This window comes from Nocardioides marmorisolisilvae (assembly GCF_031656915.1).
Lineage (GTDB): Bacteria > Actinomycetota > Actinomycetes > Propionibacteriales > Nocardioidaceae > Marmoricola > Marmoricola terrisoli.
Genome location: NZ_CP134227.1, coordinates 2,946,817 through 2,969,346, shown reverse-complemented (window position 1 = coordinate 2,969,346; position 22,530 = coordinate 2,946,817). Strand labels below are relative to the sequence as shown.

General features: G+C 71.8%; 24 protein-coding genes. 10 read left to right on the top strand and 14 right to left on the bottom strand.

Annotated features, from left to right (window positions below):
- The first annotated feature begins 25 nt into the window (after positions 1-25).
- Genes Q9R13_RS14285 through Q9R13_RS14275 form a run of 3 tightly spaced genes read left to right on the top strand, consistent with a single transcriptional unit; the run spans position 26 to position 2,301 of the window.
- Positions 26-487, top strand: a complete 462-nt coding sequence (locus tag Q9R13_RS14285) for a 2'-5' RNA ligase family protein (RefSeq protein ID WP_310961841.1) — start codon at positions 26-28, stop codon at positions 485-487.
- Between the two features lie 4 nt (positions 488-491).
- Positions 492-1,169, top strand: coding sequence for a pirin family protein (locus tag Q9R13_RS14280; RefSeq protein WP_310961840.1), 678 nt, complete (start codon positions 492-494; stop codon positions 1,167-1,169).
- 22 nt (positions 1,170-1,191) lie between these two features.
- On the top strand, positions 1,192-2,301 hold the full coding sequence (locus Q9R13_RS14275) for an alkaline phosphatase family protein (protein ID WP_310961839.1): 1,110 nt from the start codon (positions 1,192-1,194) through the stop codon (positions 2,299-2,301).
- 21 nt (positions 2,302-2,322) lie between these two features.
- Here Q9R13_RS14275 and Q9R13_RS14270 read toward each other — a convergent pair whose 3' ends face one another.
- From Q9R13_RS14270 to Q9R13_RS14230, 9 genes are all read right to left on the bottom strand, one after another.
- Positions 2,323-4,221: a penicillin-binding transpeptidase domain-containing protein gene (locus tag Q9R13_RS14270; RefSeq protein WP_310961838.1), complete on the bottom strand. Its 1,899-nt coding sequence runs from the start codon at positions 4,219-4,221 to the stop codon at positions 2,323-2,325.
- Positions 4,218-4,700, bottom strand: coding sequence for a glutathione peroxidase (locus tag Q9R13_RS14265; protein WP_310961837.1), 483 nt, complete (start codon positions 4,698-4,700; stop codon positions 4,218-4,220). The genes Q9R13_RS14270 and Q9R13_RS14265 overlap by 4 nt, the downstream gene beginning before the upstream one ends.
- Before the next feature lie 39 nt (positions 4,701-4,739).
- A complete protein-coding gene (locus Q9R13_RS14260; protein WP_310961836.1) occupies positions 4,740-5,810 on the bottom strand; it encodes an ABC transporter ATP-binding protein in 1,071 nt (356 codons plus the stop codon).
- Positions 5,807-6,631 carry an ABC transporter permease gene (locus Q9R13_RS14255; protein ID WP_310961835.1) on the bottom strand — a complete coding sequence of 275 codons (825 nt, stop codon included), beginning with the start codon at positions 6,629-6,631 and terminating at the stop codon, positions 5,807-5,809. The genes Q9R13_RS14260 and Q9R13_RS14255 overlap by 4 nt, the downstream gene beginning before the upstream one ends.
- A gap of 19 nt (positions 6,632-6,650) precedes the next feature.
- Positions 6,651-7,403 (bottom strand): molybdate ABC transporter substrate-binding protein, encoded by a 753-nt coding sequence (gene modA / locus Q9R13_RS14250; protein ID WP_310961834.1) that lies wholly within the window; start codon positions 7,401-7,403, stop codon positions 6,651-6,653.
- A 16-nt stretch (positions 7,404-7,419) separates the two neighbouring features.
- Positions 7,420-7,827 carry a TOBE domain-containing protein gene (locus Q9R13_RS14245; protein WP_310961833.1) on the bottom strand — a complete coding sequence of 136 codons (408 nt, stop codon included), beginning with the start codon at positions 7,825-7,827 and terminating at the stop codon, positions 7,420-7,422.
- 74 nt (positions 7,828-7,901) lie between these two features.
- Positions 7,902-8,690 carry a pentapeptide repeat-containing protein gene (locus Q9R13_RS14240; RefSeq protein ID WP_310961832.1) on the bottom strand — a complete coding sequence of 263 codons (789 nt, stop codon included), beginning with the start codon at positions 8,688-8,690 and terminating at the stop codon, positions 7,902-7,904.
- Positions 8,687-9,712 (bottom strand): GNAT family N-acetyltransferase, encoded by a 1,026-nt coding sequence (locus Q9R13_RS14235; RefSeq protein ID WP_310961831.1) that lies wholly within the window; start codon positions 9,710-9,712, stop codon positions 8,687-8,689. The genes Q9R13_RS14240 and Q9R13_RS14235 overlap by 4 nt, the downstream gene beginning before the upstream one ends.
- 79 nt (positions 9,713-9,791) lie before the next feature.
- Entirely contained in the window at positions 9,792-12,287 is a 2,496-nt protein-coding gene (locus Q9R13_RS14230; protein ID WP_310961830.1) for a penicillin acylase family protein, read from the bottom strand.
- 64 nt (positions 12,288-12,351) lie between these two features.
- On the opposite strand from Q9R13_RS14230, the gene Q9R13_RS14225 reads away from it, so the two are divergent.
- On the top strand, positions 12,352-13,011 hold the full coding sequence (locus tag Q9R13_RS14225) for an SDR family oxidoreductase (RefSeq protein WP_310961829.1): 660 nt from the start codon (positions 12,352-12,354) through the stop codon (positions 13,009-13,011).
- 14 nt (positions 13,012-13,025) lie between these two features.
- Here the strand turns inward: Q9R13_RS14225 and Q9R13_RS14220 are convergent, their stop codons facing one another.
- Entirely contained in the window at positions 13,026-13,442 is a 417-nt protein-coding gene (locus tag Q9R13_RS14220; RefSeq protein ID WP_310961828.1) for a VOC family protein, read from the bottom strand.
- 71 nt (positions 13,443-13,513) lie between these two features.
- Positions 13,514-14,530, bottom strand: coding sequence for a GTP pyrophosphokinase (locus Q9R13_RS14215; protein ID WP_310961827.1), 1,017 nt, complete (start codon positions 14,528-14,530; stop codon positions 13,514-13,516).
- Between the two features lie 71 nt (positions 14,531-14,601).
- On the opposite strand from Q9R13_RS14215, the gene Q9R13_RS14210 reads away from it, so the two are divergent.
- Entirely contained in the window at positions 14,602-15,537 is a 936-nt protein-coding gene (locus Q9R13_RS14210; protein ID WP_310961826.1) for a VOC family protein, read from the top strand.
- 50 nt (positions 15,538-15,587) lie between these two features.
- The gene (locus Q9R13_RS14205; protein ID WP_310961825.1) at positions 15,588-16,571 is read left to right on the top strand and encodes an ATP-binding protein; all 984 of its coding nucleotides are present in this window, start codon (positions 15,588-15,590) and stop codon (positions 16,569-16,571) included.
- A 3-nt stretch (positions 16,572-16,574) separates the two neighbouring features.
- Here Q9R13_RS14205 and Q9R13_RS14200 read toward each other — a convergent pair whose 3' ends face one another.
- From Q9R13_RS14200 to Q9R13_RS14190, 3 genes are all read right to left on the bottom strand, one after another.
- Entirely contained in the window at positions 16,575-17,177 is a 603-nt protein-coding gene (locus Q9R13_RS14200) for a peroxidase-related enzyme (RefSeq protein ID WP_310961824.1), read from the bottom strand.
- Positions 17,178-17,343: 166 nt separating this feature from the next.
- Positions 17,344-18,117 (bottom strand): putative hydro-lyase, encoded by a 774-nt coding sequence (locus Q9R13_RS14195; RefSeq protein WP_310961823.1) that lies wholly within the window; start codon positions 18,115-18,117, stop codon positions 17,344-17,346.
- Positions 18,114-18,878, bottom strand: coding sequence for a GntR family transcriptional regulator (locus tag Q9R13_RS14190; protein ID WP_310961822.1), 765 nt, complete (start codon positions 18,876-18,878; stop codon positions 18,114-18,116). The genes Q9R13_RS14195 and Q9R13_RS14190 overlap by 4 nt, the downstream gene beginning before the upstream one ends.
- A 156-nt stretch (positions 18,879-19,034) precedes the next feature.
- On the opposite strand from Q9R13_RS14190, the gene Q9R13_RS14185 reads away from it, so the two are divergent.
- Genes Q9R13_RS14185 through Q9R13_RS14170 form a run of 4 tightly spaced genes read left to right on the top strand, consistent with a single transcriptional unit; the run spans position 19,035 to position 22,523 of the window.
- Positions 19,035-20,297 (top strand): NRAMP family divalent metal transporter, encoded by a 1,263-nt coding sequence (locus Q9R13_RS14185; RefSeq protein WP_310961821.1) that lies wholly within the window; start codon positions 19,035-19,037, stop codon positions 20,295-20,297.
- An 11-nt stretch (positions 20,298-20,308) separates the two neighbouring features.
- On the top strand, positions 20,309-21,073 hold the full coding sequence (locus Q9R13_RS14180; RefSeq protein ID WP_310961820.1) for a LamB/YcsF family protein: 765 nt from the start codon (positions 20,309-20,311) through the stop codon (positions 21,071-21,073).
- Complete coding sequence (pxpB, locus tag Q9R13_RS14175; protein WP_310961819.1) at positions 21,070-21,678, top strand: 5-oxoprolinase subunit PxpB; 609 nt, start codon at positions 21,070-21,072, stop codon at positions 21,676-21,678. Before Q9R13_RS14180 ends, pxpB begins: the two co-directional genes overlap by 4 nt.
- Positions 21,678-22,523, top strand: coding sequence for a 5-oxoprolinase subunit C family protein (locus tag Q9R13_RS14170; RefSeq protein ID WP_310961818.1), 846 nt, complete (start codon positions 21,678-21,680; stop codon positions 22,521-22,523). The genes pxpB and Q9R13_RS14170 overlap by 1 nt, the downstream gene beginning before the upstream one ends.
- Positions 22,524-22,530: the final 7 nt, after the last annotated feature.

The following is a 22,530-nucleotide window of genomic DNA, read 5'->3' as shown; positions in this document are numbered from 1 at the left end:
GGACACGTCGCTAGGCTGACCGGCTGTGACGGCAACCGACCTCCCGGCGATCACCGGGATCGTGCTGATGGTCGAGGAGGCACGCCACCTCGCGCCGCACGCGCACATCACTCTGCTGGCGCCGTTCGGACGGGACAACCGGCCCAGCCGGGAGGAGATCGCCGAGGTGGAGCGGTTCTTCGCCGACATCACCCCGTTCGACTTCGTGCTCAACGGTGACTCCCGATTCCCCGAGGGTGCCCGCTACCTCTCCCCCGAGCCGGCCGGCATCTTCACCCGGCTGACCCACGGCCTGCACCAGCTCTTCCCCGAATACCCTCCCTACGAGGGCAGGTTCGACCTGGTCGTGCCGCACCTGACCATCCCCGACGACGTGCCGGCACCGGGCGAGCCGTTGGCAGCGCACGCTCGTGAGGCGGCACTGCTGCACTTTCACGGCGAGTTCACCGAGCTGGCCACCTTCCCCTTCGGAACCTCGGCGGCCTGAGCCGGTGTCCGTGCACGTGCGCCGCGCACAGCAGCGGTTCCGCACCGAGGTCGAGGGTCGCACCACGTGGCACTCCTTCTCCTTCGGCGCCCATTACGACCCGGACAACGTCGGCTTCGGAGCCCTCGTCGCCCACAACGACGAGTGGCTGCAAGCGGGCTCCGGCTACCCCGACCATCCGCACGTCGACGCCGAGATCGTCACGTGGGTACTCAGCGGGTCGTTGCGGCACACCGACGACCGCGGACACACTGCGGTGGTCGGGCCCGGCCAGGTCCAGCGGCTCTCCGCCGGATCGGGCGTGGTGCACTCCGAGAGCGCGGACGGCGGACTGCCGGCACGATTCGTGCAGGCTTGGGTCCGGCCCGACGAGTCCGGGCTGGCGCCGTCGTACGCCGTCGCGGACGTGGCGATGGGCGAGGGCTGGACCACCCTGGTCGGCGAGGGGGCTGTGCCGATCAACACCCGAGGTGCGTCCCTCCACCTCGGTGTCCTCGGCGTCGACGACGACCTCGAACTCCCCGCGTCCCCACGGCTGCACGTCTTCGTGACCGCCGGGAGCGTCACGCTGGCCGACGAGGTGCTGGTCGACTCGGACGCCGCCCGGCTGGTCGACGAGCCCGGTCGTCCGGTGCGCGGCCGAGCACCGGAGACCCGACTGCTGGTCTGGTCCCTTCCCTGACCGACTGTGGCAGGGTGAGGGCATGAAGCCGTTCACCGCTCGGCTGCTGCTCGTGCTGCTGTTGCCACTCGCGGCAGCCTGCGGCGGGACCGACACCACCTCGGGGATCGCCGCCGTCGAGAGTGCGCACAGCGCGCCCGCGGTCGGCCACGTCTTCGTGATCAATCTGGAGAACAAGGGCTTCACGCGGACCTGGGGGAAGAGTTCGGCGGCGCCCTACCTGGCGCACACGCTGCGCGGCAAGGGAGTGCTGCTGACCCGGTACTACGGCACCGCGCACCACTCGTTGGGCAACTACCTCGCCCAGGTGTCCGGGCAGGGTCCCAACCCGGCGATCCAGGCCGACTGCCGCAGGTTCACCGCCCTGCACACCCGGCGGATCGAGGCCCCGCAGCAGCGGGTGGGCACCGGCTGCGTCTTCGACGCAGCGACCCCGACGCTGATGAAGCAGATCGACAAGCGGCACCTCGGCTGGCGGGGCTACCTGCAGGGCATGGACCGCTCCTGCGAGCACCCCCGGATCGGGGCGCTCGACAACGCGTTCAAGGCCCGGCCGCACCACGAGTACGCGACCCGCCACAACCCGTTCGTCTACTTCCGCTCGGTCATCGACCGCCCCACCTACTGCCGGCGGCACGTGGTCTCGCTGCCGCACCTGCGCACGGACCTCCAGAAGCGGTCGACGACCCGGTTCCTCAGCTACATCACCCCGGACCTGTGCAACGACGCACACGACTCGCCGTGTGCGGACGGCCGTCGCGGCGGACTGCCCCAGCTCAATCGCTGGCTGAAGACCTGGGTGCCGCGGATCCTGAAGTCACCCGCCTTCCGTCACGACGGGGTGCTGGTCATCACCGCCGACGAGTCCGACGGCCCACGGCAGGACTCCACCGCGTGCTGCGGTGAGGGGCCGAGCGCCAACGCCGAGGAGCCCGGGATCGACGGACCGGGCGGCGGCCGGGTGGGCGCTCTGGTGATCTCGCGCTGGACCGGCGCGGGCACCCGCAGCTCCACGCCGTACAACCACTACAGCCTGCTCGGGTCGATCGAGGAGATGATCGGCGCGCGGCCGATCGGCTACGCCCGCACGCCCGGTCTGCACTTCTTCGGCGCCGACGTGTTCAACCGCTGACCCCACTCGATCCGTAGGCGGTCACTTCCCACGCAGGAACGACTCCAGAACAGGGCCGGCGGTGCCGGCGCCGGTGTGCCCACGGTCGACGAACACGGCGACGGCCAGGTCGCCCTGGCCGGCCACCATCCAGGCGTGGGTGTCCAGCGGCGGGGTGCTGCCGAACTCAGCGGTGCCGGTCTTCGCGATCACCGGCTTGCCCGGCACGTCGGCGAGCCCCGCGCCGGTGCCGGTCGGCGTGGTGACCACAGCGCGCATCATCGCGCGCAGCTCACCGGCCTCCTTCGCGGTCAGCGGGTGCAGCGGAGCTGGCTTCTGTACGTCGATTCCCTGCACCAGCTCGGGTAGCACGGCGTGCCCCGCCACCACCGACGCCACCACTGTCGCCATCGCCATCGGCGATGCCAGCACCTTGCCCTGGCCGATCATGTCGGCGGCGCCCTCGGTCTCACTGGCGGGCTTCGGCGCCTGGCCGAAGTACGCCGGGAAGCCGACCTGGTGGTCGACACCGAAACCGAGCGCGGCCGCCGCGGTGGTCAGGTCGCCGTTGTGCAGGCGACCGTGCTGCGAGATGTAGCCGGTGTTGCAGGAGTTGGCCAGCGCCAAGGTCAACGGGATGTCGCCGAGCCCGCTGGGTGGGTACTCGGAGTCGTTGGTGAACCTCTTGCCGTCCACCGACAGCTCCGGCACGCAGTGCACCTTCGACTGCGGCGTCAGCCCCGAGCGCAGCAGCGCCAGGGAGGAGACGATCTTGAACGTCGACCCGGGGGCGTAGCGGCCGTAGGTCGCGGTGTCGTAGCCGTGCGAGCCGGGACCGCTGGCCGCAGCCAGGATCGCACCGGTCGACGGTCGGATCGCGACCAGCGCCGAGGCGGGTCGAACCGGCGCCAGCACCTGCTCCGCGAGGCGCTGCAGCCTCGGGACCAGAGTGAGGCGCAGCGGCTTGCCGGGCACCGGCGCGGACTCGAACAGCTTCCGGGTGCCGCCCTTGGCGTCGACCGCATCGATGCGGGTCCCGGGACGGCCCGCGAGCTGCTCGTCGTAGCGCAACTGCAGGCCGGACAGCCCGACGACGTCGCCGGGACGCACCCGACCCTTGCTCCTCTTCACGATCTCGGCGGTGGCCTGCCCGACCGTGCCGAGCAGAGGCGCGGCGAAGTCCTTGGTCGGGGCCAGGGGGAGGGTGCCCGGCACGCCGACCGCTCCGGGGATCCCGGAGACCCCCGACCGCACCGAGGCGGTGACGTCCTGCTTGCGCAGCGTCAGCGCGGGGATGAAGGCCCGTGGGCCCGAGGACCTCACCAGCTTGGTGTAGCGCCCGGCATCGATGCCGAGCAGCGCGGCGAGACGCCGTGCCGAGGTCACGGACGCGGCCTTCTTCACCCGCGTCCTGTCGATGCCGTAGCGGACCACGGCGCGGGGCTTGACGAGGGGCGCTCCACCGGCGCCGAGGATGTCACCACGGCGAGCATCGACGCGTACGGCGACCAGCCGGTCGCCGCTGGACAGGCCGGGCACGACATCGCGAGGTGACCACGTGGCCAGCCAGGCGTCGCCGGACCGGTGCAGCGGGACCGTGCTGGTGTAGGTCCAGGACTTTTCATCGAGGGGCCAGGACCAGGACAGTGTCGCCGTACCGTTGTTGCCGCTGGTGTTGGTGCCCTTGACCGACACCATCGGCTTGAGGTCGTTGCCCAGGCCCGCGACGAGGTGCCGGTAGGCCTGCTGGGCCTTGTCGGAGTCGTTGAAGACGGCGTCGGTGAACTCTCCGGTGGCGAACTCGTGGGCCACCTTCGTGGCCGCGTCGCCCGCGCTCGGCCCGCCGCCGGGCAACGAGCAGCCGGCGAGAGTGCCGAGCAGCAGCGTGGTCGCCGCGACTGCCGTGGTGCGCACCGATCGTCCCGAGACCGACGCGGTCATCGGGCCAGCTCGGCCTCGATCGGCTCGGCCAGCTTGGCCGGCGTGGTCGCCGAGGCGTACCGGTCGACCACCTGCCCGTCCCGTCCGACGAGGAACTTGGTGAAGTTCCACTTGATCGCGCTGCCGAGCACGCCGCCCTTCTCGCCGCGCAGCCACTTGTACAGCGGGTGGGCGTCGGAGCCGTTGACGTCGACCTTGGCGAACATCGGGAAGGTCACGCCGTAGTTCTCCTCGCAGAAGGCGCCGATCTCATCCTCGTCGCCGGGCTCCTGGTGGCCGAACTGGTTGCAGGGGAACCCGAGCACGACCAGCCCCTGGTCGGCGTACTGCTCGTAGAGCCGCTCGAGGTCGGCGTACTGCGGCGTAAAGCCGCATTTCGACGCGGTGTTGACCACGAGGACCACCTTGCCGAGGTAGTCGGCAAGCGACTGCTCGTCGCCGCCGAGCGTGGTCGCCGTGAAGTCTGCGATGGTCGTCATGGTCCGAGGGTAGCGACCAGTACCCGGCCGGACCGCAGGTCAGTCCGTCGCGTAGGCCTCCGTCTCGGTGGCCTTCGCGGTCAGCCAGACCGCCGTCCCCGGACGCAGATCGAGCTCGGCGACCGCGGCCGGGGTGACGTCGACCAGGGCGTCGGGCGGACCGGTCACCTGCAGCCGGACCCGGTCACCCAGCATCTCGAGGTGCCGGATCGACCCCGGCCAGGCGTTGCGGGTGCTGGCCCGGTCCGGCTCGCCGGTGTGCACCGTGATCGCACTGGGACGCAGCGCGACCAGCACCCGGCCGCCGCCGGGAGTCCCGCTGGCATGCAGCACGCCGCCTCCGTCGAGCCGCACCCCGTCCGGCCCGGGGACACCGGCGTAGAGGTTGAGGCCCATCAGACGCGCGACGTACGGCGTTGCCGGCCGGGTCGCCACCTCCGCGGGAGTGCCGCGTTGGGTGACGTGCCCGTCCTCGACCACAACGAGCCGGTCGGCCAGCACCATCGCCTCAACGGGGTCGTGCGTGACCAGCACCGTCGGGCCGGCGTACTGAGTGAGGTGGCGCTGGAGCTCGGTACGGACCACGGTCCGGGTGTGCGCGTCGAGTGCGGACATCGGCTCGTCGAGCAGGAGGGCGTCCGGCTCCTGGGCGAGCGCCCGGGCCAACGCGACCCGCTGCGCCTGGCCTCCGGACAGCTGGTCGGGTCGGCGTTCGGCGAGGCCGGTCAGGTCGAGCCGCTCGAGCCACGCGGTGGCCCGGGTGCGGGCCGCGCGACGGTCCAGCCCGGTGGAGCGGGGGCCGAAGGCGACGTTGTCCCGCACGTCGAGGTGCGGGAACAGCCGGTGGTCCTGGAAGACCAGGGCGACCCGGCGCCGCTCCGGTGGGACGAACGCCGTCGCCCCCTCCGGCGCGGCGGCGTCGAGCAGCCGCCCGGCCAGCTCGACCCGGCCCGAGGTGACCGACGTCAGCCCGGCGACGGTGCGCAACAAGGTGGACTTGCCGGCGCCGTTGGGCCCGAGCACACCGACCCGCTCCCCCGGCTCGACCCGGAGCGCGACCGCGAGGTTGAAGCTCCCCCGACGCACCTGAGCGTCCACGCGCAGCGTCACCGGAGCGTCCTCGGGGCGAGCTCGACAGCAGCCGGCGTCCGGGGCAGGCGGCGACCCGCCGACCACCAGCGCCCCCGAAGCGCGACCAACACCACCATCGAGACCACCAACAGCACCAGGGCCAGCGCGGTCGCGGCCCGGGGGTCGGTCTGGAGCTGAAGGTAGATCGCGATGGGCATCGTCTCGGTGCGTCCCGGGAAGCTGCCCGCGAAGGTGATCGTGGCGCCGAACTCGCCGAGCGCCCGGGCCCAGCACAGCACCGCGCCGGCGATCAGCGAGGGCCGGACGAGCGGCAGCGTGACCCGACGGAAGCGGGTGAGGGCCGACGCACCGAGCGTCGCGGCAGCCTCGTCGTACCCGGTATCGGCGGCACGGAAGGCCCCTTCGACGGTGACCACGAGGAAGGGCATCGCCACGAACGTCTCCGCCATCACCACCGCCGTGGTGCTGAACGGGATGGTGACTCCGAACCACACGTCGAGCGGCCGCCCGAGGAGACCCGTTCGCCCGAAGGCGTAGAGCAGCGCCACGCCGCCCACCACCGGCGGCATCACCAGGGGGAGGGTCACCAGCGCTCGCAGCAGACCGACCCCCGGGAGCGTCGACCGGGCCAGCACCCAGGCCAGCGGCACCCCGAGCACCAGCGCGATCACGGTCGCGCTGGTGGCGCTGATCAAGGAGAGCCGCAGCGCCTCGAGGACGGTCCGGTCGTCGAGCAGGCGGCCCAGGTCGCGCCACGGGGAGCGCCAGACCAGCGCGACCAGTGGCACCACCAGGAAGGCGGCACCGAGCGCAGCCGGTACGCCGAGCGCCCAGGGCACCCGCCGGACGGCGGCACGGTCACGGCCTCGCAAAGCCCGCCGCCGTCATCGCTCGCCGGCCGGTGGGCCCGAGCACGAACTGCTCGAACTGCTCGGCGAGGTGCTGGTGCTTCGTCGACCCCAGCACGCTGATCGGGTACGACGTCACCGCGTTGACGCTCTTGGGGATCGGCACCCCCCGGACTCCGGACGGCGCGGTCCGGACATCGCTCGTGTAGACGAGGCCGGCGTCGACCTCTCCGGTGTCGACCTTGGTGAGCACGGATCTCACATCGGCCTCCTCGGTGACCGGCCTGACGCTGAGGTGCGCACGGGCGAACACCTTCGCGGCGACGACCCCGCACGGCACCTTGGCCTGGCAGACCGCCACCTTCACGCCGGGGCGGGTCAGGTCGCGCAGCGAGGAGACGTGGCCCGGGTTGCCCGCCGGGACCGCGATCTCCATGGTGTTCGACGCGAAGAGGTGCGCGTCCTCGGCGTCGTTGGCCAGGTCCATCGTGGTGGTGCTAGCGGTGGCGAGGAGGTCCGCCGGGGCGCCCTGGTTGCTCTGCTGGGCCAGCACGTCGCTGGCCCCGAAGCTGAGCACCACCCTCGTGCCGGGGTGGTCCTTCTCGAACTCTCGGGCGATCGCCGTGAAGGGCTCGGTGAGGGACGCGGCGGCGAGCACGGTCAGCGTGCTGTCGCCGCCGGCGCCGCCTCCTGCGCCGCAGCCGGTCAGGACGACCAGCAACGCGACCGCAAGGGGCACAGCGAGCAGGCGGGGGGTCCTCATGGGTCTCCTCGCGGCGTCAGGTCGCCGGGGTCTCGACCACGACGTTGGTCGACTTGATGACGGCGGTGGCGAGCACCCCGGGCTCTAGTCCGAGCTCGTCGGCCGCCTCACGACTCATCAGCGAGACCACGCGGTAGGGGCCGCACTGCAGCTCGACCTGCGCCATCACGGTGTCGCGGGTGACCTTGGTGACCAGTCCGACCAGCCGGTTGCGCGCGGAGACCGTCGCGCCGGGACCAGCCTCGGCGGCATGGCCGGGCTCGGCCTGCGCCTGGGCGAAGGCGGCGAGCGAGGCGCCGTCGACCACGTGCCGACCGGCGTCGTCGGTGGCGGTGTCCAGCCGTCCGGCGTCGGCCCAGCGGCGCACGGTGTCGTCGCTGACGCCGAGGAGCTCGGCTGCGTCACGGATCCGGTACGTCGGCACAGCGCGATCCTAGCCGCATCTGCGGTCATGTCCAGCGGTCTAGTCTCCGCATCTGCGGATTCGCTGTGCCTCGGTCAGTCCGTCCAGTGCGCCGGCCGACCCAGCCGTTCCGGGATCCGGGTGCGCACGTCCCCCGTCGCCGCGTTGAGCTGCGCCTGCGCGAGGAACAGGCTGGCGGAGAGGTCGGCGCCGCGGACGTCGGCACCGCGGAGGTCCGCGCCGAGCAGGTCGGTGTCGGTGAGGTCGACACCGCGCAGGTCCGCCCCGACGAGCAGCGCACCGCGCAGGTCGGCCGCCCGCAGCACGGCGCCGCGCAGGTCGGCGCCCGCGAGATCGCCACCCTGGTGCGGGCCGTCACCATGGCCGGATCGGACCACCCGGCTCGCCTCGCGGAGTCTGTCGCCGACCTCGCAGAGCACGGCGTCGACGTCGAGGGCGAGGAGGTCGTCCGGGGCGCCGCCGGCCTGATCGACGATCCGCGCCCGCAGCGCGGCGAGGTCGGCGTCGCCGGTGCGCGCCACCGCCTCACCGAGGTGGGCCAGGGCCTCGTGGAGCAGCCGCACCACGGTGAACACGGCCGCCATCTCGCCGCGGTTCACGCCGTCGCGCCAGGATCGGCCCGCATAGGTGACCTGGGAGACCTGCTGGCCGGCGCCGAAGCAGTCGAAGACCGTGCATCCGGGCCAGCCGTCCGCCCGCAGGGTCGCGTGGATCCGGCAGCGGTCGTCGTCGAGCAGGTTCAGGCACGGCGTACCGCCCGGCTTGTCGACCCCGAAGCCGGCGTCGGCCGTGAACGGCAGCAGCACGCAGCACAGCCCGAAGCAGCGTGCGCAATCCGCGGTGAGGTCGACGTCCGCCGTCACCGGATCGGCAGGTCCTGCTGCCAGGACTCGGTGATGTAGGAGGTCTCCCAGCCCAGCGAGCGGTAGAGCCCGTCGGCCCCGGTGGGCGAGTCGGCGTCGACCTCGAGGGAGACCCGGTTTCGCCCGCGCTCTGCGGCGTCGGCGAGGACGGTGTGCAGCAGCGCCTTGGCCACGCCGCGGCCGCGCGCCCGTCGGTGGACGCCGATGTAGTCGACGTAGCTGCCCGGGACGCCGGTGTCGTCGGGAGGGGAGACCGAGCTGACCAGCGCACCGCCCGGTACCCACGCGCCCTCGTCCTCGACGAGGGCGAGCCACCAGTGGTCCCACCGATGGCCCGGGTCCTCCCGCAGCCGCTGGGCGAACTCGGCGAAGCTCTCCCGGTAGGAGTTGAAGTGATCCTCGAAGGACTCCTCGAGCATCCGGTGCACGGCGTGCAGGTCCTCGGCGACCGGCAACGTCGTACCGTTCGGGAGGGCGTGCACGCCGACCCGACGCACCTCGACGCCGTCGCGTGGCTCCGGGAAGGTCTCCTCGCTGGCGACCCGCCGAGTCATGTTCAGCCAGGTCCGGGTGTGCCGATAGCCGGCCTCGCGGAACCACTCGGCCAGCTCGGTCGCGCCCTCGTCGAGGAGGGCGTCGAGCTGGGTGACCTCCAGTCCGCGGTGTGCGCCGATCATGCCGGCCGCGGCCGCGATCCAGTCCAGCAGCGGTACGGCGAGGGTGTCGTGCTCCGGGGCGAGGACCATCTGGACCATGGTGCGCCCGGCCGCGCGGTCGTGCACCGACGCCCAGGCGACCAGGCCGCCGGCGGCCGCCTCGACCACGATCTGGCGCCGAGTCCAAGAACCGGTGCCGACGACCTCCTGGGTCAGCGTCTCCACGTTGGCCGCCCCGCTGCCGCGCACCCGCCGCCTCTCGGCGGTCACCAGCGCCGCGATCCGCGCCACGTCGCCCGCCTCAGGGACCCGGGCGGTGTATCCCTCGGGCAGCGCAGGATCGGGGTCGAGCGGCAGCGAGGTCACCACTCGATTCAATCAGAACGCGTCGGGCAAGCTTCGGCCGTCGCGCGCCGCAGGCCATGACCTTCCCCCACGCACGTTCTCAGTACGGCGCGGAGACCACCTGCCGGGAGATCTCCTGGCGGCGAATCTGCCGAGGCGTGAAGGCGAAGTGCACCCACCGCTTCTTGCCGAACATCCGGGTCTGGTCGCTCGACCACGGCGACCGCGGGTCCTCGGACTGGCCGTAGGTCAAGATGGTGCGCGCAAGCAGGCCGCCGTGCGGCAGGAACGCGATCGCCTGGATGTGTGACGAGCCATAGTCGATGGCCTTGTAGCGGCTCTTGTTGGACTGCGGCCCGGGCGCCTCCGACTGGAGCGCGTTGGCGTTGCCGGCCTGGTCGCCCAGACCTCCGCCGAGCGGGATCGGCGGGGCGCCCCGGTCGCCCGCCACCTGCAGCGAGCCCCAGGTTGCGTCCATCGGGATGTGGTGGGCGCGCAGGTAGGCGATGCCGTCCTTCATCGCCTTGATCGCGGCACTGCTCTGCGGGTTGAGCTCCCGTGGGGTGCCCACCGGGTCGGACTTGTCGAAGGGGACCTTCCAGATCTGCGGGCCGGGCAGCAGTCCGAGCAGCCCGGAGGTGGGGATCCGCTTGACGAACTCCTCGAAGATCTGGTTGCCGCGGCTGGACGTGTTCGAGTGCAGGTCCCAGTGGGCCAGCACCGGGCAGGCGTCACCGCCGTCGGCGTTGCGGCACAGCTGCACGAGCGCGCCGCCCTTGCTCATCAGCTCGGCGCCGTAGACCCGGTTCTGGTGCTCGGTGCCGCGGAAGCTCCTCGGGGTGATCAACTTGCCGGTCGCGAGCCGGTCCATCACGTAGTGGTCGACCATCCGGGTGCGTAGCGTCCGCACGCACTGCTCGCAGCCGATGATCCGGGCGTAGCCCTCCAGCGGCTGCGCAGGATTGGGCAGCCAGTAGGAGTCGTTGGAGTTCATCACCCAGTCGTCGCGGACCTCCAGGGGGAGGTTCTTCGGCCCGAAGATCCCGGGACGCTCGGCGTCGGAGTCGGTGCCCCATCTGCAGGCGCCGGCGGCACGCGAGCCGTCCAGGCCCGGCAGTCCCGCGATCTTCTGCAGCACCCGGCCGATCGGGGTCATGCACTTCTGGGCCAGCGCGTCCGAGACGTTCGGCACGACGGAGTGGTCGGCGTACAGGACATGACCGGCACGGTCCGCGGCGATCGTGTTCACCCACGGCATCCCGCCACCGGCGTCCTGGCGCTTCAGGAGTCCACGAACGGTGTGCGCCTTGGCCATGTTCAGGAACGTGTCGATCGTGCGCAGCTGCTCGCCGTTGGCATCGCGGATCGCGAAGAACCCGAGAGGAGTCCAGCCCATCAGGTCCGCGGGGTCGTCGATGACATAGCCCTGCGGGGTGCGGTACATCCCAGCAGTGACGGTCTTCCCACCCTTGACCCGCACGTGCACGACGTCATGGGTGAGCGTCCTGAGCCCGCCGCCGTAGAGGTACGTCGCCGGGCTCACCACGGTCTGGTACTCGTACGGGGTGAACCGGTAGGCAGTGGAGACGGTATGGCTCCAGGCGACGTCGTTGTTCCAGCCGATGTTGACCACCGGCGACCCGATCAGGCTCGCACCGGCGATGTCGTAGCGACCCGGGATGGTCAGCTGCTGCTGGGTGAAGCGGTAGCGTCCCACCCAGGGGAAGTGCGGGTTGCCGAGCAGCATGCCCTTGCCGGTGCTGGTCACGGCGCTGCCGACGGCGGTCGCGTTGGAGCCGAACGCGGAGTCGGGGTCCTTGCCGAGGCCCTTGAGCAGGGCGGATCGGGAGGGCAGCCTTGCGGGCACCGTGGCGAACGCGGCGGACGCGAGGTCGATCGGCAGTCCCGGGTCGCTCGGGGTCGGGGGGCTGGCCCCCACGATCTGCGGCAGGAAGTGGCCGGTGGAGGCCAAGATGTTGGCCAGGTAGACGCCGTACCAGATGTCGATCGGGCGGACGTTCGGCTTGATCCAGGCCGCTCCGCGGCAGGCGCGGTCGTGGTAGTGCCGCACGCCGCCGATGTCGCGCAGATAGGTGTTGATCCCGGCGGCGTAACCGCGCACCATCGCCCGTGCCTGTCTGCCGGGCCCGGCCACCGGGTCGCGGAGCAGCTTCTCGACGACGTGCCGGTTGTGCAGGTCGGTGACCAGCGCGTCGGACTGCAGGTTGGTGCCGGCCATGGACACCCGGTCGTCGTAGTGCTTGCGAGGACCGAGGTAGTAGGACCGCTCGGCGCGGGCGGTCAGCAACACGTCTGCCAGGGTGCAGCCGTCCGTCCGTGCGGTGGCGTATCCGGACCCGAAGCCCAGCGAGCCGAAGCTGTCCGCGGTGATGTGCGGGATTCCGTGCCGGGTCCGCACGATCGTGGCCCGGTAGCGGGGATGGCCGGCTTGGAGCTGGTCGGCTTGGAGCACCGCCCCTGACGCAGTCCTGCCGGCGGTCGGCTCGGCGTGTGCCTGCGTCTCGACCACGAACAGTGCCGGCAGCAGGCCGAGCGCAGCCACCGATGCCAGCATCCGGACTCGCGCGTTCCCCATGTGGGGCAGAACGGTCGGCGGGGCTCTCGGGTTACGGCCCGACGCCCCCACGTAGGTTGGGTCCATGGGTCTCGTGACGATCATCGGAGGACACGGCCAGGTCGCCCTCCTCACCGCTCCCCTGCTGGTCGCCGACGGGCACCGGGTCCGGTCGGTGATCCGGAATCCCGCCCAGGCCGATGACGTGCGGCGTACCGGTGCCGAGCCCGTGGTGGCCGACGTCGAGACGATGACGGTCGAGGACCTGGCCGCCCTGATCGAAGGGTCCGACGCGCTGGTCTGGTCGGCCGGTGCCGGTGGCGGCGACCCCGACCGCACCCGAGCGGTCGACCGTGACGCCGCGGTCCGGTCGATCTCGGCGGCGGGCGCAGCCGGCGTCGATCGCTACGTGATGGTGTCCTACTTCGGTGCCGGACCCGATCACGGCGTGCCGCCCGAGGACCCGTTCTTCACCTACGCCGAGGCGAAGGCCGCAGCCGACGAGCGACTGCGCGCCAGCAGCCTCGCCTGGACCGTGCTGGGCCCGAGCCGGCTGACCGACGACCCGGGCACCGGCCGGATCGAGCTCGGGACGGATCCTGGCGTGGGTGGGGGCAGCGTCAGCCGCGCCGACGTCGCGGCGGTGGTCGCCGCGGTGGTGTCGCGGCCACGAACGACCGGGCGCACCATCGAGTTCAACAACGGACCGCGGCCGATTCCGGAGGCGCTGGGCGCTCCCGTCTGAGCCGCCCGACCGGTTCAGGCCTGGTTGCTGCCGGCGATGTCCACGAGCCAGGACACGCCGAACCGGTCGACGCACTGGCCGAACTCGTCGCCCCACATCTGCGGGGCGAGCTCGACCTCGACGGTGCCCCCGTCGACCAGGCGCTGCCAGAAGCCGCGCAGCGTCTCGGCGTCGTCTCCGCTCAGGCTGATCGTCACCGCACGGCCGGGGTGGAACTCCATGCCCGGTGGGGTGTCCGCGCCCATCAGGGTGAAGCCGTCCGGGGTCTGGAGCATCCCGTGCATGATGAGGTCGGCCTCGGGGGCGTCCGGATCGCCGAAGTCGCCGAACCGGCTCAGCGTCAGCTCACCGCCGAAGATGTCGTGGTAGGCCTCCAGGGCCTCGCGTGCGTTGGAGTCGAAGTGCAGGTAGGGGTTGAGCCGCAGGGCCATGGTCGCTCCAGGATCCGCAGGTCGTGCCGGACTGCTCGACCCTACGCCCGAGGGTGGCCGGTGGGAACGCTTCAGTCGCGAAGCCGGTCGAGCCGGTGTCGCAGCAGCTCGACACGGTGGCTGTTGAGATGCAGGCCGACGTACCTTTCGCCGTACGCCGCGAGCAGGGCGTCGTCCAGGCGTCGCACCGCACCGGGCGGGTAGCGGTACTGCATCCGGCTGTTCAGCGCGTCGCTGTCGACGTCCTCGAGGACCTCGCCGAGCTCGTCGAGCGAGGCGATGCCCAGCTCGAGGAGGAGGCCGGCGATCCAGGTGTAGTGGTCGGTGCGCGACCAGCCCGCCTCCGGGAACTGACCGGCCAGGAAGGCAGCGAGCTCCTGGGCGCTGATCCGCGGGTCGTCGTCCGCGGCCGAGGCCGGCTGGGCGCCCATGTCGACCTGGAGCCGGTCGCGGATCTTGGAGAACTCCCGGTCGGCGAGCTCCAGCAGGCCCGCGGCCAGGGTGAACCGGCGGTCCAGGTCGGGCGCGTGCTCCTCGGGGATCCGGCCCTTGTAGCGGATGTCGTGCTCGAACTCGGCCCACGCATGCTGGAGCACGGTGCGGATCTGCACCGAGGCGACCAGCCCGGCCAGCGTCGGATGCTCGATGGCGACCGCGCTGCCCGGCTCGGGGGCAACGAGGAGGTGTCGGCTGGCGTAGCCGAAGCGGCCCTCCGAGGCCGTCTCCTGGCCGAGGTCACGGTCGTCGAGGACCTGCATCTGGTCGTCGATCAGACCGGCGACGGCGGCCACATCGCTGTGCAGGTAGGTGACCACCCGGACCCCGATCTGGTCGGTGATCTCACGCAGCGGGTCGGCGTACAGCGGCTTGCCGTCGCGCTGCCGCACAGCCTTGGCCGCGAAGGAGGTCACGGTCTTGGTGCGTCCGCTGACGCTCAGGTAGTTGATGCCGGCGTCGTCGAGGATGCCGGTGATCAGGGCGACGTACTCCTCGCCGGCCGCCCGCAGCATGGCGTGGCGCGCGGCGTACACCTGGACGGCGGCACGACGGATCTCGTCGAACGGGGTCTCGTCCGGTTGCCGCTTCACGTCCCGCAGTCTGGCAGGTCGCCCGGGGCTCGGCGCACGACTATCGTCGGCACGGAGAGGACTGGTGCCCCGTGGACTACCCGCTGACCCCCGACTCGGTGGAACTCGACGAGCTCGGCGGCCTGCTCGACCGACCGCCGCGACTGGTCGGCCACCTCCACCCCGAGCGCGGCGAGATCCTCTTCGAGCTCGAGGACGACCCGCTGGAGCTCGACGACGAGCTCGAGGACGAGTGGATCCCGATCGAGGGCGAGGGCCCGCGCGCGGCGTACGCCGACATGGCGGACTTCGCCGACGCGGTCGGAGATCCCGCCCTGGCCCGAGAGCTCTCCCATGCGCTCGACGCGAAGGGCCCGTTCCGCGAGTTCCGCCGGCGGATGCAGGACGCCGACGACGAGACCGGTCGGCTGTGGCACGAGTTCTCGCACGCCCGGGCGTCGCTGCGCGCGCTCGAGTGGCTCCTCGACCGTGACCTGGTGGACCCGGCGCAGGCACGGGAGACCGAGCGCGCGCTCGAGGAGGTGTGCGACGACTCCCTCGAGGCCGTCGCCACCGTGCCCGTGAGTGCCGACGCCGGCAGCTCCGCCGCGAGCGTCAGCGTGCGCTACATCGTCGACGACGTGGATGCCGCGATCGCCTTCTACTGCACGCATCTGGGGTTCGTGGAGGTGATGCACCCTGCTCCGACCTTCGCGATGCTGCAGCGGGGCGCCCTGCGACTGGTGCTCAGTGCCCCCGGCGGCGGTCCCGGCGGCGGGCAGGCGATGCCCGACGGCTCGCTGCCCCGACCCGGTGGCTGGAACCGCTTCTCGCTCGAGGTGGACGACCTGGACGAGACGGTGGCCGGGCTGCGCAGGTCGGGCGCGACGTTCCGCAACGAGATCGTCGACGGGGTCGGGGGGCGACAGGTCCTTGTCGACGACCCGGCCGGCAACCCCGTCGAGCTGTTCCAGCCGACGATCGCCGAGGCCTGGCTGGGCGGGAGCGGCGTACGCAGCGGTTCCTGATGGCCGGGGAGCGCAGAGCGCGCTGCGCCGCGGTGTTCCATACTGACCGGGTGGCGGGAACGACGCACTCGAGCACGCCAGCGCGCGCCGAGGTACGGATGGTGGCGCAGCCTGCCAGCGTCCCCGCGGCCCGCCGGTTCGTCAACGACCTCCTCGAGGAGTGGGGGTGGGAGGCCGTTGCGGAGGACGTGTCGCTCTGCGTCAGCGAGCTGGCCACGAACTCCACGCTGCACAGCGGCAGCGTCTACTTCCAGGTGGAGCTGGAGCAGCGGCCGGACGCCGTCCGGCTGGCGGTCGCCGATGCCGGGATGGGCTCGGTCGAGGTGCTCGCCCAACAGCCCACGCTGAGCGATGCCCTGCTCGACGACCTGTCCGCCGATGACACCTGCGCCACCGGGCGCGGGATGTTTCTGGTCTGTGCGCTTGCCGCGAGCTGGGGCATCGATGAGCTGGCCTCGGGCACCCGAATCTGGGCGGACTTCCTGCCGTCCGGCCCCGCCAGCGAGGACGCGGACCCCACGGCCGCCGAGGTGACCCGAAGCGAGGCGCGACCGCCGACGCCGCTCGACCCCGACGCGTGGGCCGTGGTGCGGTTCCGGGACTGCCCGGCCGCGCTGCTGGTCGCCCACGACGACAACCTCGCCGAGTTCACCCGGGAGCTGCAGCTGCTCGGCGACCGGCTCGCTGAGCCGGCGTACCAGCGCCTCGCGCAGCAGATGGCCGGCTACGTCCAGGAGCACGCCGCCAACTGGGACCCCGCCCGGATCGCAGCCCGGGAGGCGGTGCGCGAGGGCCGGGACCTGATCGACGTGGATGTGCTGTGCAGCCGCGAGGTCGCCCCAAGCCTCCGGACGCTGCGTGGGCTGATCCACCAGGCGGAGGAGCTGGCCCGCCAGGACAGGCTGATGACGCTGCCGGCGCCGGAACCCGTCCAGCGGCTGCGGAACTGGCTCGAGGGGGAGTTCATCGCCCAGGTGCACGCAGGCGCCGCGCCGCTGCCGTTCGGTGACTGGCTGGCCGGCGTACGACGCTGAGCCTCACGCGCGGGGTTGGCGACCCATCGCGTAGAACTCCGCGTTGGGCTGCAGAGCGGTCAGGTGGGCGATCCGGTTCGACAGGCCGAACAGCGCGGTGATCGCGCCGACGTCCCAGATCTCCTCGTCGCTGAGCCCTGCTCGTCGGGCGGCGTCGAGGTCCGCATCGCCGAACCTGGCCGACTCGAGGCTGATCCGCAGCGCCAGGTCGACGATGGCGCGTTCGCGCCCGCTCAGCTCGGCGCCGTACGGGTTGGAGGCGACCCGGTCGGCGATCGTCGGATCCTTGGTGCGGATCCGCAGGATCGCGCCGTGCGCGACCACGCAGTAGGTGCAGTGGTTGGCCCCCGAGGTTGCCACCACGACGAGCTCCCGCTCGGCCCGGGTCAGGCCGATCTCGGTGCCCTCGTCGTCGGTAGTGGGCTCCATCAGCGCGTCGTGGTAGTCGAGGAAGGCGCGCAGCTCGGCAGGACGCCGCGCCATCGCACGGAACACGTTCGGCACGAACCCCGACTTCTCCGCGATCGGGGTGATCCGCTCCCGCAGGTCCGTGGGGAAGTCGGCCAGCTCGACGTGCCCGAACCTGCTCACGCTCTGATCGGTCACTGCGTCCTCCTCGCGCGTGTCGGCACCGCTCCGTGCACGGCACCGTCGTGGTCACTCAGCACAGTAGTTGGCGTGCCGGTCGGCAGCCGTGCCCTCTGTCGGTCCTCTGTCGGTCCACTGTCGGCCCGCTGTCGGCCCGATCCGGTCGCAGGTCGCGGGCGGGGAATCAGGGTTCGCGGTAGTGCGCGTCAGGCACATCGGTGACGAACATGTGCCCCGGCGCGTGCGTGATCGCGAACGGCGGCCTCGAGGCCATCAGTGCCGCCTGGGGCGTCACGCCGCACGCCCAGAACACCGGAACGTCACCGTCGTGCAGGTCGACCGGGTCGCCGAAGTCGGGCACGGACAGGTCAGCGATGCCGAGGGTCTCCGGGCTGCCGACGTGCACGGGCGCGCCGTGCACCTGCGGCATCCTTGCGGTCACGGCGACGGCAGTGGCGACCTGACCGGCGGGGATCGGTCGCATCGACACGACCAGCGGACCGGACAGCCGCCCGGCGGCCCGGCAGTCGATGTCGGTCCGGTACATCGACACGTTGCGGCCCTGCTCGATGTTGCGGACCGGTACGCCGGCCTCGAGCAGCGCGCTCTCGAAGCTGAAGCTGCAGCCGATCAGGAACGAGACCAGGTCGTCGCGCCACACGTCCCGCACGTGGATCGGCTCGTCGACCAGCTCGCCGCCGCGCCACACCCGGTAGCGAGGGAGGTCCGTGCGCAGGTCGGCGCCCGCGGCCAGGGTCGTACCCGTCGCGCCCGGCTCGGTCACGTCCAGGATCGGAACCGGTGCCGGGTTGCGCTGCCCGAAGAGCAGCATGTCGTAGGCCCAGTCACGCGGCAGGGAGATCAGGTTGGCCTGGGTGAATCCCGGTGCCCAGCCGCTGGTCGGTGCGTCGAGGCCGTCGCGGTAGCGCTCGCGCGCCTCGGCCGGGGTGCCGCTCACGGGGCTGCCACGGTCTCGGCCACCGCGTCGGTCTCATCGGCCGCGTCGCCGGTGTCCGGGCGCTCGAGGCTCGGTCCCTCACGCATCGCCGCGAGTAGCTCGGCCAGCGAGTCGTCGAGGTAGCGGTCCAGCTCCCGCGCGGCGACGTCGTACCGGCCCTCGACCAGGAGCGCGAGCAGGGACCGGTTGCGCTCGACGTACGGCTCGTGCAGCCGGCGGGGGCTGGCGGCGGCGTGGAAGGCGAGGCGCACCTCGGCGAGAAGGTGGGCGACGACCTGGTTCGTCCGAGGACTGCCCGCCAACCCGACCAGGCCCGCGTGGAAGCGCATGTTGGCCGTGCCGACGGCTACCCAGTCGCCCCGCGCGGCGGCAGCCGACGCGGTCTCCACGTCGTCGGCGAGCCGCTCCATGCGGCCCGGATCCAGCCCTGCGAGCCCCGCGACGACGTTGCACTCGATCAGCCGTCGGAGCCGGTAGAGGTCGACCAGGTCGTCCTCGCCGAGCTCGCGGACGAAGACTCCCCGGTGCAGCTCGTGCTCGAGCAGGCCCTCATGGGTGAGCAGCCGGAACGCCTCGCGCAAGGTGTTCCGGGAGACCCGGAGCACCTCGATGAGCTGCTCCTCCGGCAGCCGCGTGCGCGGCGGCAGGTCGCCGGCAGTGATCCGCTCCCGCAGCACGTCCGCGACTCGCTGCGCCGTGCTGGTCCGGTCGAGCAGGCGTACGTCGTCCGCCACCGCACCCAGCCAGCGTCCCTCGGTCACGGTGTCGTCCCTCCAGTCAGGTCCAGCCCTGCGGCCCCATCATCGGCCACGATCGCGGCGAATCCAAGACTTTTGTTGGATCAACCTCTTGTGGGATCGTTCAACAATCCTTTACGTTGCTGTGGTCCACGACACACTCTCCCCCCGGAGCACACGATGTCCTCTTCACCGGCGTCCTCTTCACCGGCCCACTCCGCCCTCGACGCCGGCACCGGCGCCGCACCGGTCAGCGGCCAGCTCAGCGGCCGCGCGAAGTTCCTCGGCGCGATGTTCCTGATGGCGACCTCGGCGATCGGCCCGGGCTTCATCACCCAGACCACCACCTTCACCGCCCAGCTGCGCAGCGCCTTCGCGTTCGCGATCCTCGCGTCGATCCTCTTCGACATCGCGATCCAGCTGAACGTGTGGCGCATCGTCGGCGTCGCCGGCCGACGCGCCCAGGACCTGGCCAACAGCGTGGTGCCCGGCGGCGGCTACGTGCTCGCCGCGCTCGACGTGCTCGGCGGCCTGGTGTTCAACATCGGCAACGTCGCCGGCACGTCCCTGGGCCTCAACGCGATCTTCGGCCTCGATGTCCGGATCGGCGGCGCGATCTCCGCGGCGATGGCCATCGCGATCTTCCTGGTCCGACGGGCCGGGGTGGCGATGGACCGGGCCGTGGTGCTGCTCGGCGTGGTGATGATCGGGCTGACCACGTTCGTCGCGATCAAGACCCAGCCCCCGGCGGGAGAGGCGCTGCGCCAGACCGTCGCTCCGGACCAGATCAGCTTCCTGATCATCACGACGCTGATCGGCGGCACGGTCGGCGGCTACATCGTCTACGCCGGTGCGCACCGGCTGGTGGACAACGGCATCAGCGGCGAGCGCTACGTCGGTCAGATCACCCGCAGCTCCATCACCGGGGTGATCATCACCGGTGTCATGCGGGTGCTGCTGTTCCTGGCGATCCTCGGCGTCGTCGCGGCCGGCAAGAGCCTGGACCCGGCCAACCCCACCGCGTCCGCCTTCGACCAGGCCCTCGGTACGGCGGGCAAGATCGTCTTCGGCGTGATCATCTGGTGCGCGGCGGTCACGTCGGTGATCGGTGCGTCGTACACCTCGACGTCGTTCCTGAAGGTTCTCGGCGGCTGGGTGACCCGGTGGGAGCGCTGGGTGGTGTGCGGCTTCATCGTCGTCTCCACCGCGATCTTCCTGGTGGTCACCGCCACCCCGGTAAAGCTGCTGATCTTTGCCGGAGCGTTCAACGGTCTGATCCTTCCCTTCGGCCTCGGTGTGCTGCTCTGGATCGCGGCGCGGCGTCGCGACCTGCTCGGCGGGTACCGCTACCCGGCATGGTTGCTGGTGATCGGCGTGGTCGCCTGGGTCCTGACGATCTACCTGGGATACGACTCGATCACCGGGCTCAAGGACCTCTTCTAGGAGGAGCGGCGATGACCACGATCGACCTCAACAGCGACCTCGGCGAGGGCTTCGGGCACTGGCCGCTGGGCGACGACGACGCGCTGCTGGAGGTGGTGACGAGCGCCAACGTCGCCTGCGGCTTCCACGCCGGCGACGCCGCCACCATGCGACGGGTCTGCGACCGGGCCGTCCAGCGGGGCGTGGCGATCGGGGCTCAAGTCGGTTACCGGGACCTGCCCGGCTTCGGGCGCCGGTTCATCGACATCGAGCCCGAGGTGCTCACCCAGGACGTGATCTACCAGATCGGCGCCCTGGACGCCTTCGCCCGGGTGGCCGGCTCACGGGTGCGCTACGTCAAGCCGCATGGCGCGCTCTACAACGCGATCGTCCACCACGAGGAGCAGGCGGCCGCAGTGGTGCAGGCACTCGTCGAGTACGACGCCACCCTGCCGGTGCTGGGGCTCCCCGGCTCGGCCTGGCTGCGACGGGCCGAGGAGGCCGGGCTGCACGTCGTACCGGAGGCCTTCGCGGACCGCGGCTACACCGCGGAGGGGACGTTGGTGTCCCGCCGCCTGCCGGGGGCACTGCTCCACGACGCCGACGAGATCGCGAGCCGCTGCGTCCGGATCGCCCGCGGGGAGCCGATCCGCGACGTCGACGGCGGCGAGCTGACGGTCGTGGCCGACTCGATCTGCGTCCATGGCGACACCGCCGGCGCCGTCCAGATCGCCCGGTCGGTGCGTGACGCGCTGCTCGCGGACGGAGCCACACTCGCGCCGTTCGCCGACCGATGAGGATCCTGCCCAGCGGCACCACCGCGCTGCTGCTCGAGGTCGACGAGCTGGACGAGGTCCTGGGGCTCTTCGCCGCACTCACTGCTGACCCACCGCCGGGCGTCGTCGACGTCGTGCCCGCCGCGCGCACGCTGCTCGTGGTGACCGATCCGGCCGTCACGACACTCACCGAGGTCGCCGAGCGGGTGCGCCGCACCGAGCCGCGACCCGGAGCGCTGCGCGCGGGCGACCTTGTCGAGATCCCGGTGACCTACGACGGCGAGGACCTCGAGGACATCGCCCGGCTGCTCGGCTGCGACGTCACCGAGGTGGTCCGCCGGCACACCGACGTCGAGTGGACGGTCGCGTTCTGCGGCTTCGTCCCAGGCTTCGGCTACCTCACATCCAAGGACTGGCCAGACCAGGTGCCACGGCGATCCTCCCCGCGCACCAGCGTGCCCGCGGGCTCGGTGGGCCTCGCGGGCGAGTTCAGCGGGGTCTACCCGCGGGCGTCGCCCGGTGGTTGGCAGCTGCTCGGGCGGACCGACCTGGAGATGTTCGACCCGACCCGGGATCCTGCCGCCGTACTCCGGCCGGGCGCCCTGATCCGGTTCGTGGAGGCGTGATGAGCGGAACCGTCACGCTGCTCGCCACCGGTGTGCTGACCACCCTCCAGGACGAGGGCCGCCGCGGATACGCCGCGCTGGGCGTCGGCCGCTCCGGCGCGTGCGACCGCAGCGCCCACCGGCTGGCCAACCGGCTGGTCGGCAACCACGAGGACGCCGCGACGCTCGAGGTGACCTTCGGCGGGCTGGTGCTCCGGGCTGACCGGGACCTGCTAGTGGTCACGACCGGCGCCCGCTGCCAGGGCGACTGGCCGCACAACGCCCCGGCAAGGCTGCTCGCCGGCCGGGAGCTGCGACTCGGCGCACCGGTCAGCGGGTTGCGCACCTACGTCGCGGTCCGCGGCGGCTTCGCTGCCGAGCGGGTACTCGGCTCCTGCTCCACCGACGTGATGTCCGGCCTGGGCCCGGCGCCGCTCGAGCCTGGCGCGACATTGCCCGTCAGCGGCGCCGACCAACCCTGCCCGGGCGTGGACCTCGCGCCTGTCGCCGACCCGGTGGCCGGCGACCTCACCGTGCGGATCACCGCGGGACCACGGCGCGACTGGTTCGGCGACGAGGCCTGGGCCCTGCTGACCGGCCAGCCGTACGTCGTCAGCAACGACAGCAACCGTGTCGGCCTCCGACTCGAGGGCGATCCGCTCGAGCGGCTCCGGACCGACGAGCTGCCCAGCGAGGGCCTGGTGCGCGGTGCCCTGCAGATCCCGCCCTCGGGTCGGCCGGTGCTGTTCCTCGCCGACCATCCGGCCACCGGCGGCTACCCGGTGATCGGCTACGTCGATGACGGCGACGTCGACGCCTGCGGGCAGCTCCGGCCGGGACAGAGGGTGCATCTGCGGGGGCGCTGATCTGGCC

Coding starts and splice junctions, on each gene's coding strand:
- Q9R13_RS14275 (WP_310961839.1), top strand. CDS start 1,192: ATGAAGCCGTTCACCGCTCGGCTGCTGCTCGTGCTGCTGTTGCCACTC.
- Q9R13_RS14225 (WP_310961829.1), top strand. CDS start 12,352: ATGGGTCTCGTGACGATCATCGGAGGACACGGCCAGGTCGCCCTCCTC.
- Q9R13_RS14270 (WP_310961838.1), bottom strand. CDS start 4,221: ATGACCGCGTCGGTCTCGGGACGATCGGTGCGCACCACGGCAGTCGCG.
- Q9R13_RS14220 (WP_310961828.1), bottom strand. CDS start 13,442: ATGGCCCTGCGGCTCAACCCCTACCTGCACTTCGACTCCAACGCACGC.
- pxpB (WP_310961819.1), top strand. CDS start 21,070: ATGAGGATCCTGCCCAGCGGCACCACCGCGCTGCTGCTCGAGGTCGAC.
- modA (WP_310961834.1), bottom strand. CDS start 7,403: ATGAGGACCCCCCGCCTGCTCGCTGTGCCCCTTGCGGTCGCGTTGCTG.
- Q9R13_RS14265 (WP_310961837.1), bottom strand. CDS start 4,700: ATGACGACCATCGCAGACTTCACGGCGACCACGCTCGGCGGCGACGAG.
- Q9R13_RS14185 (WP_310961821.1), top strand. CDS start 19,035: ATGTCCTCTTCACCGGCGTCCTCTTCACCGGCCCACTCCGCCCTCGAC.
- Q9R13_RS14170 (WP_310961818.1), top strand. CDS start 21,678: ATGAGCGGAACCGTCACGCTGCTCGCCACCGGTGTGCTGACCACCCTC.
- Q9R13_RS14180 (WP_310961820.1), top strand. CDS start 20,309: ATGACCACGATCGACCTCAACAGCGACCTCGGCGAGGGCTTCGGGCAC.
- Q9R13_RS14230 (WP_310961830.1), bottom strand. CDS start 12,287: ATGGGGAACGCGCGAGTCCGGATGCTGGCATCGGTGGCTGCGCTCGGC.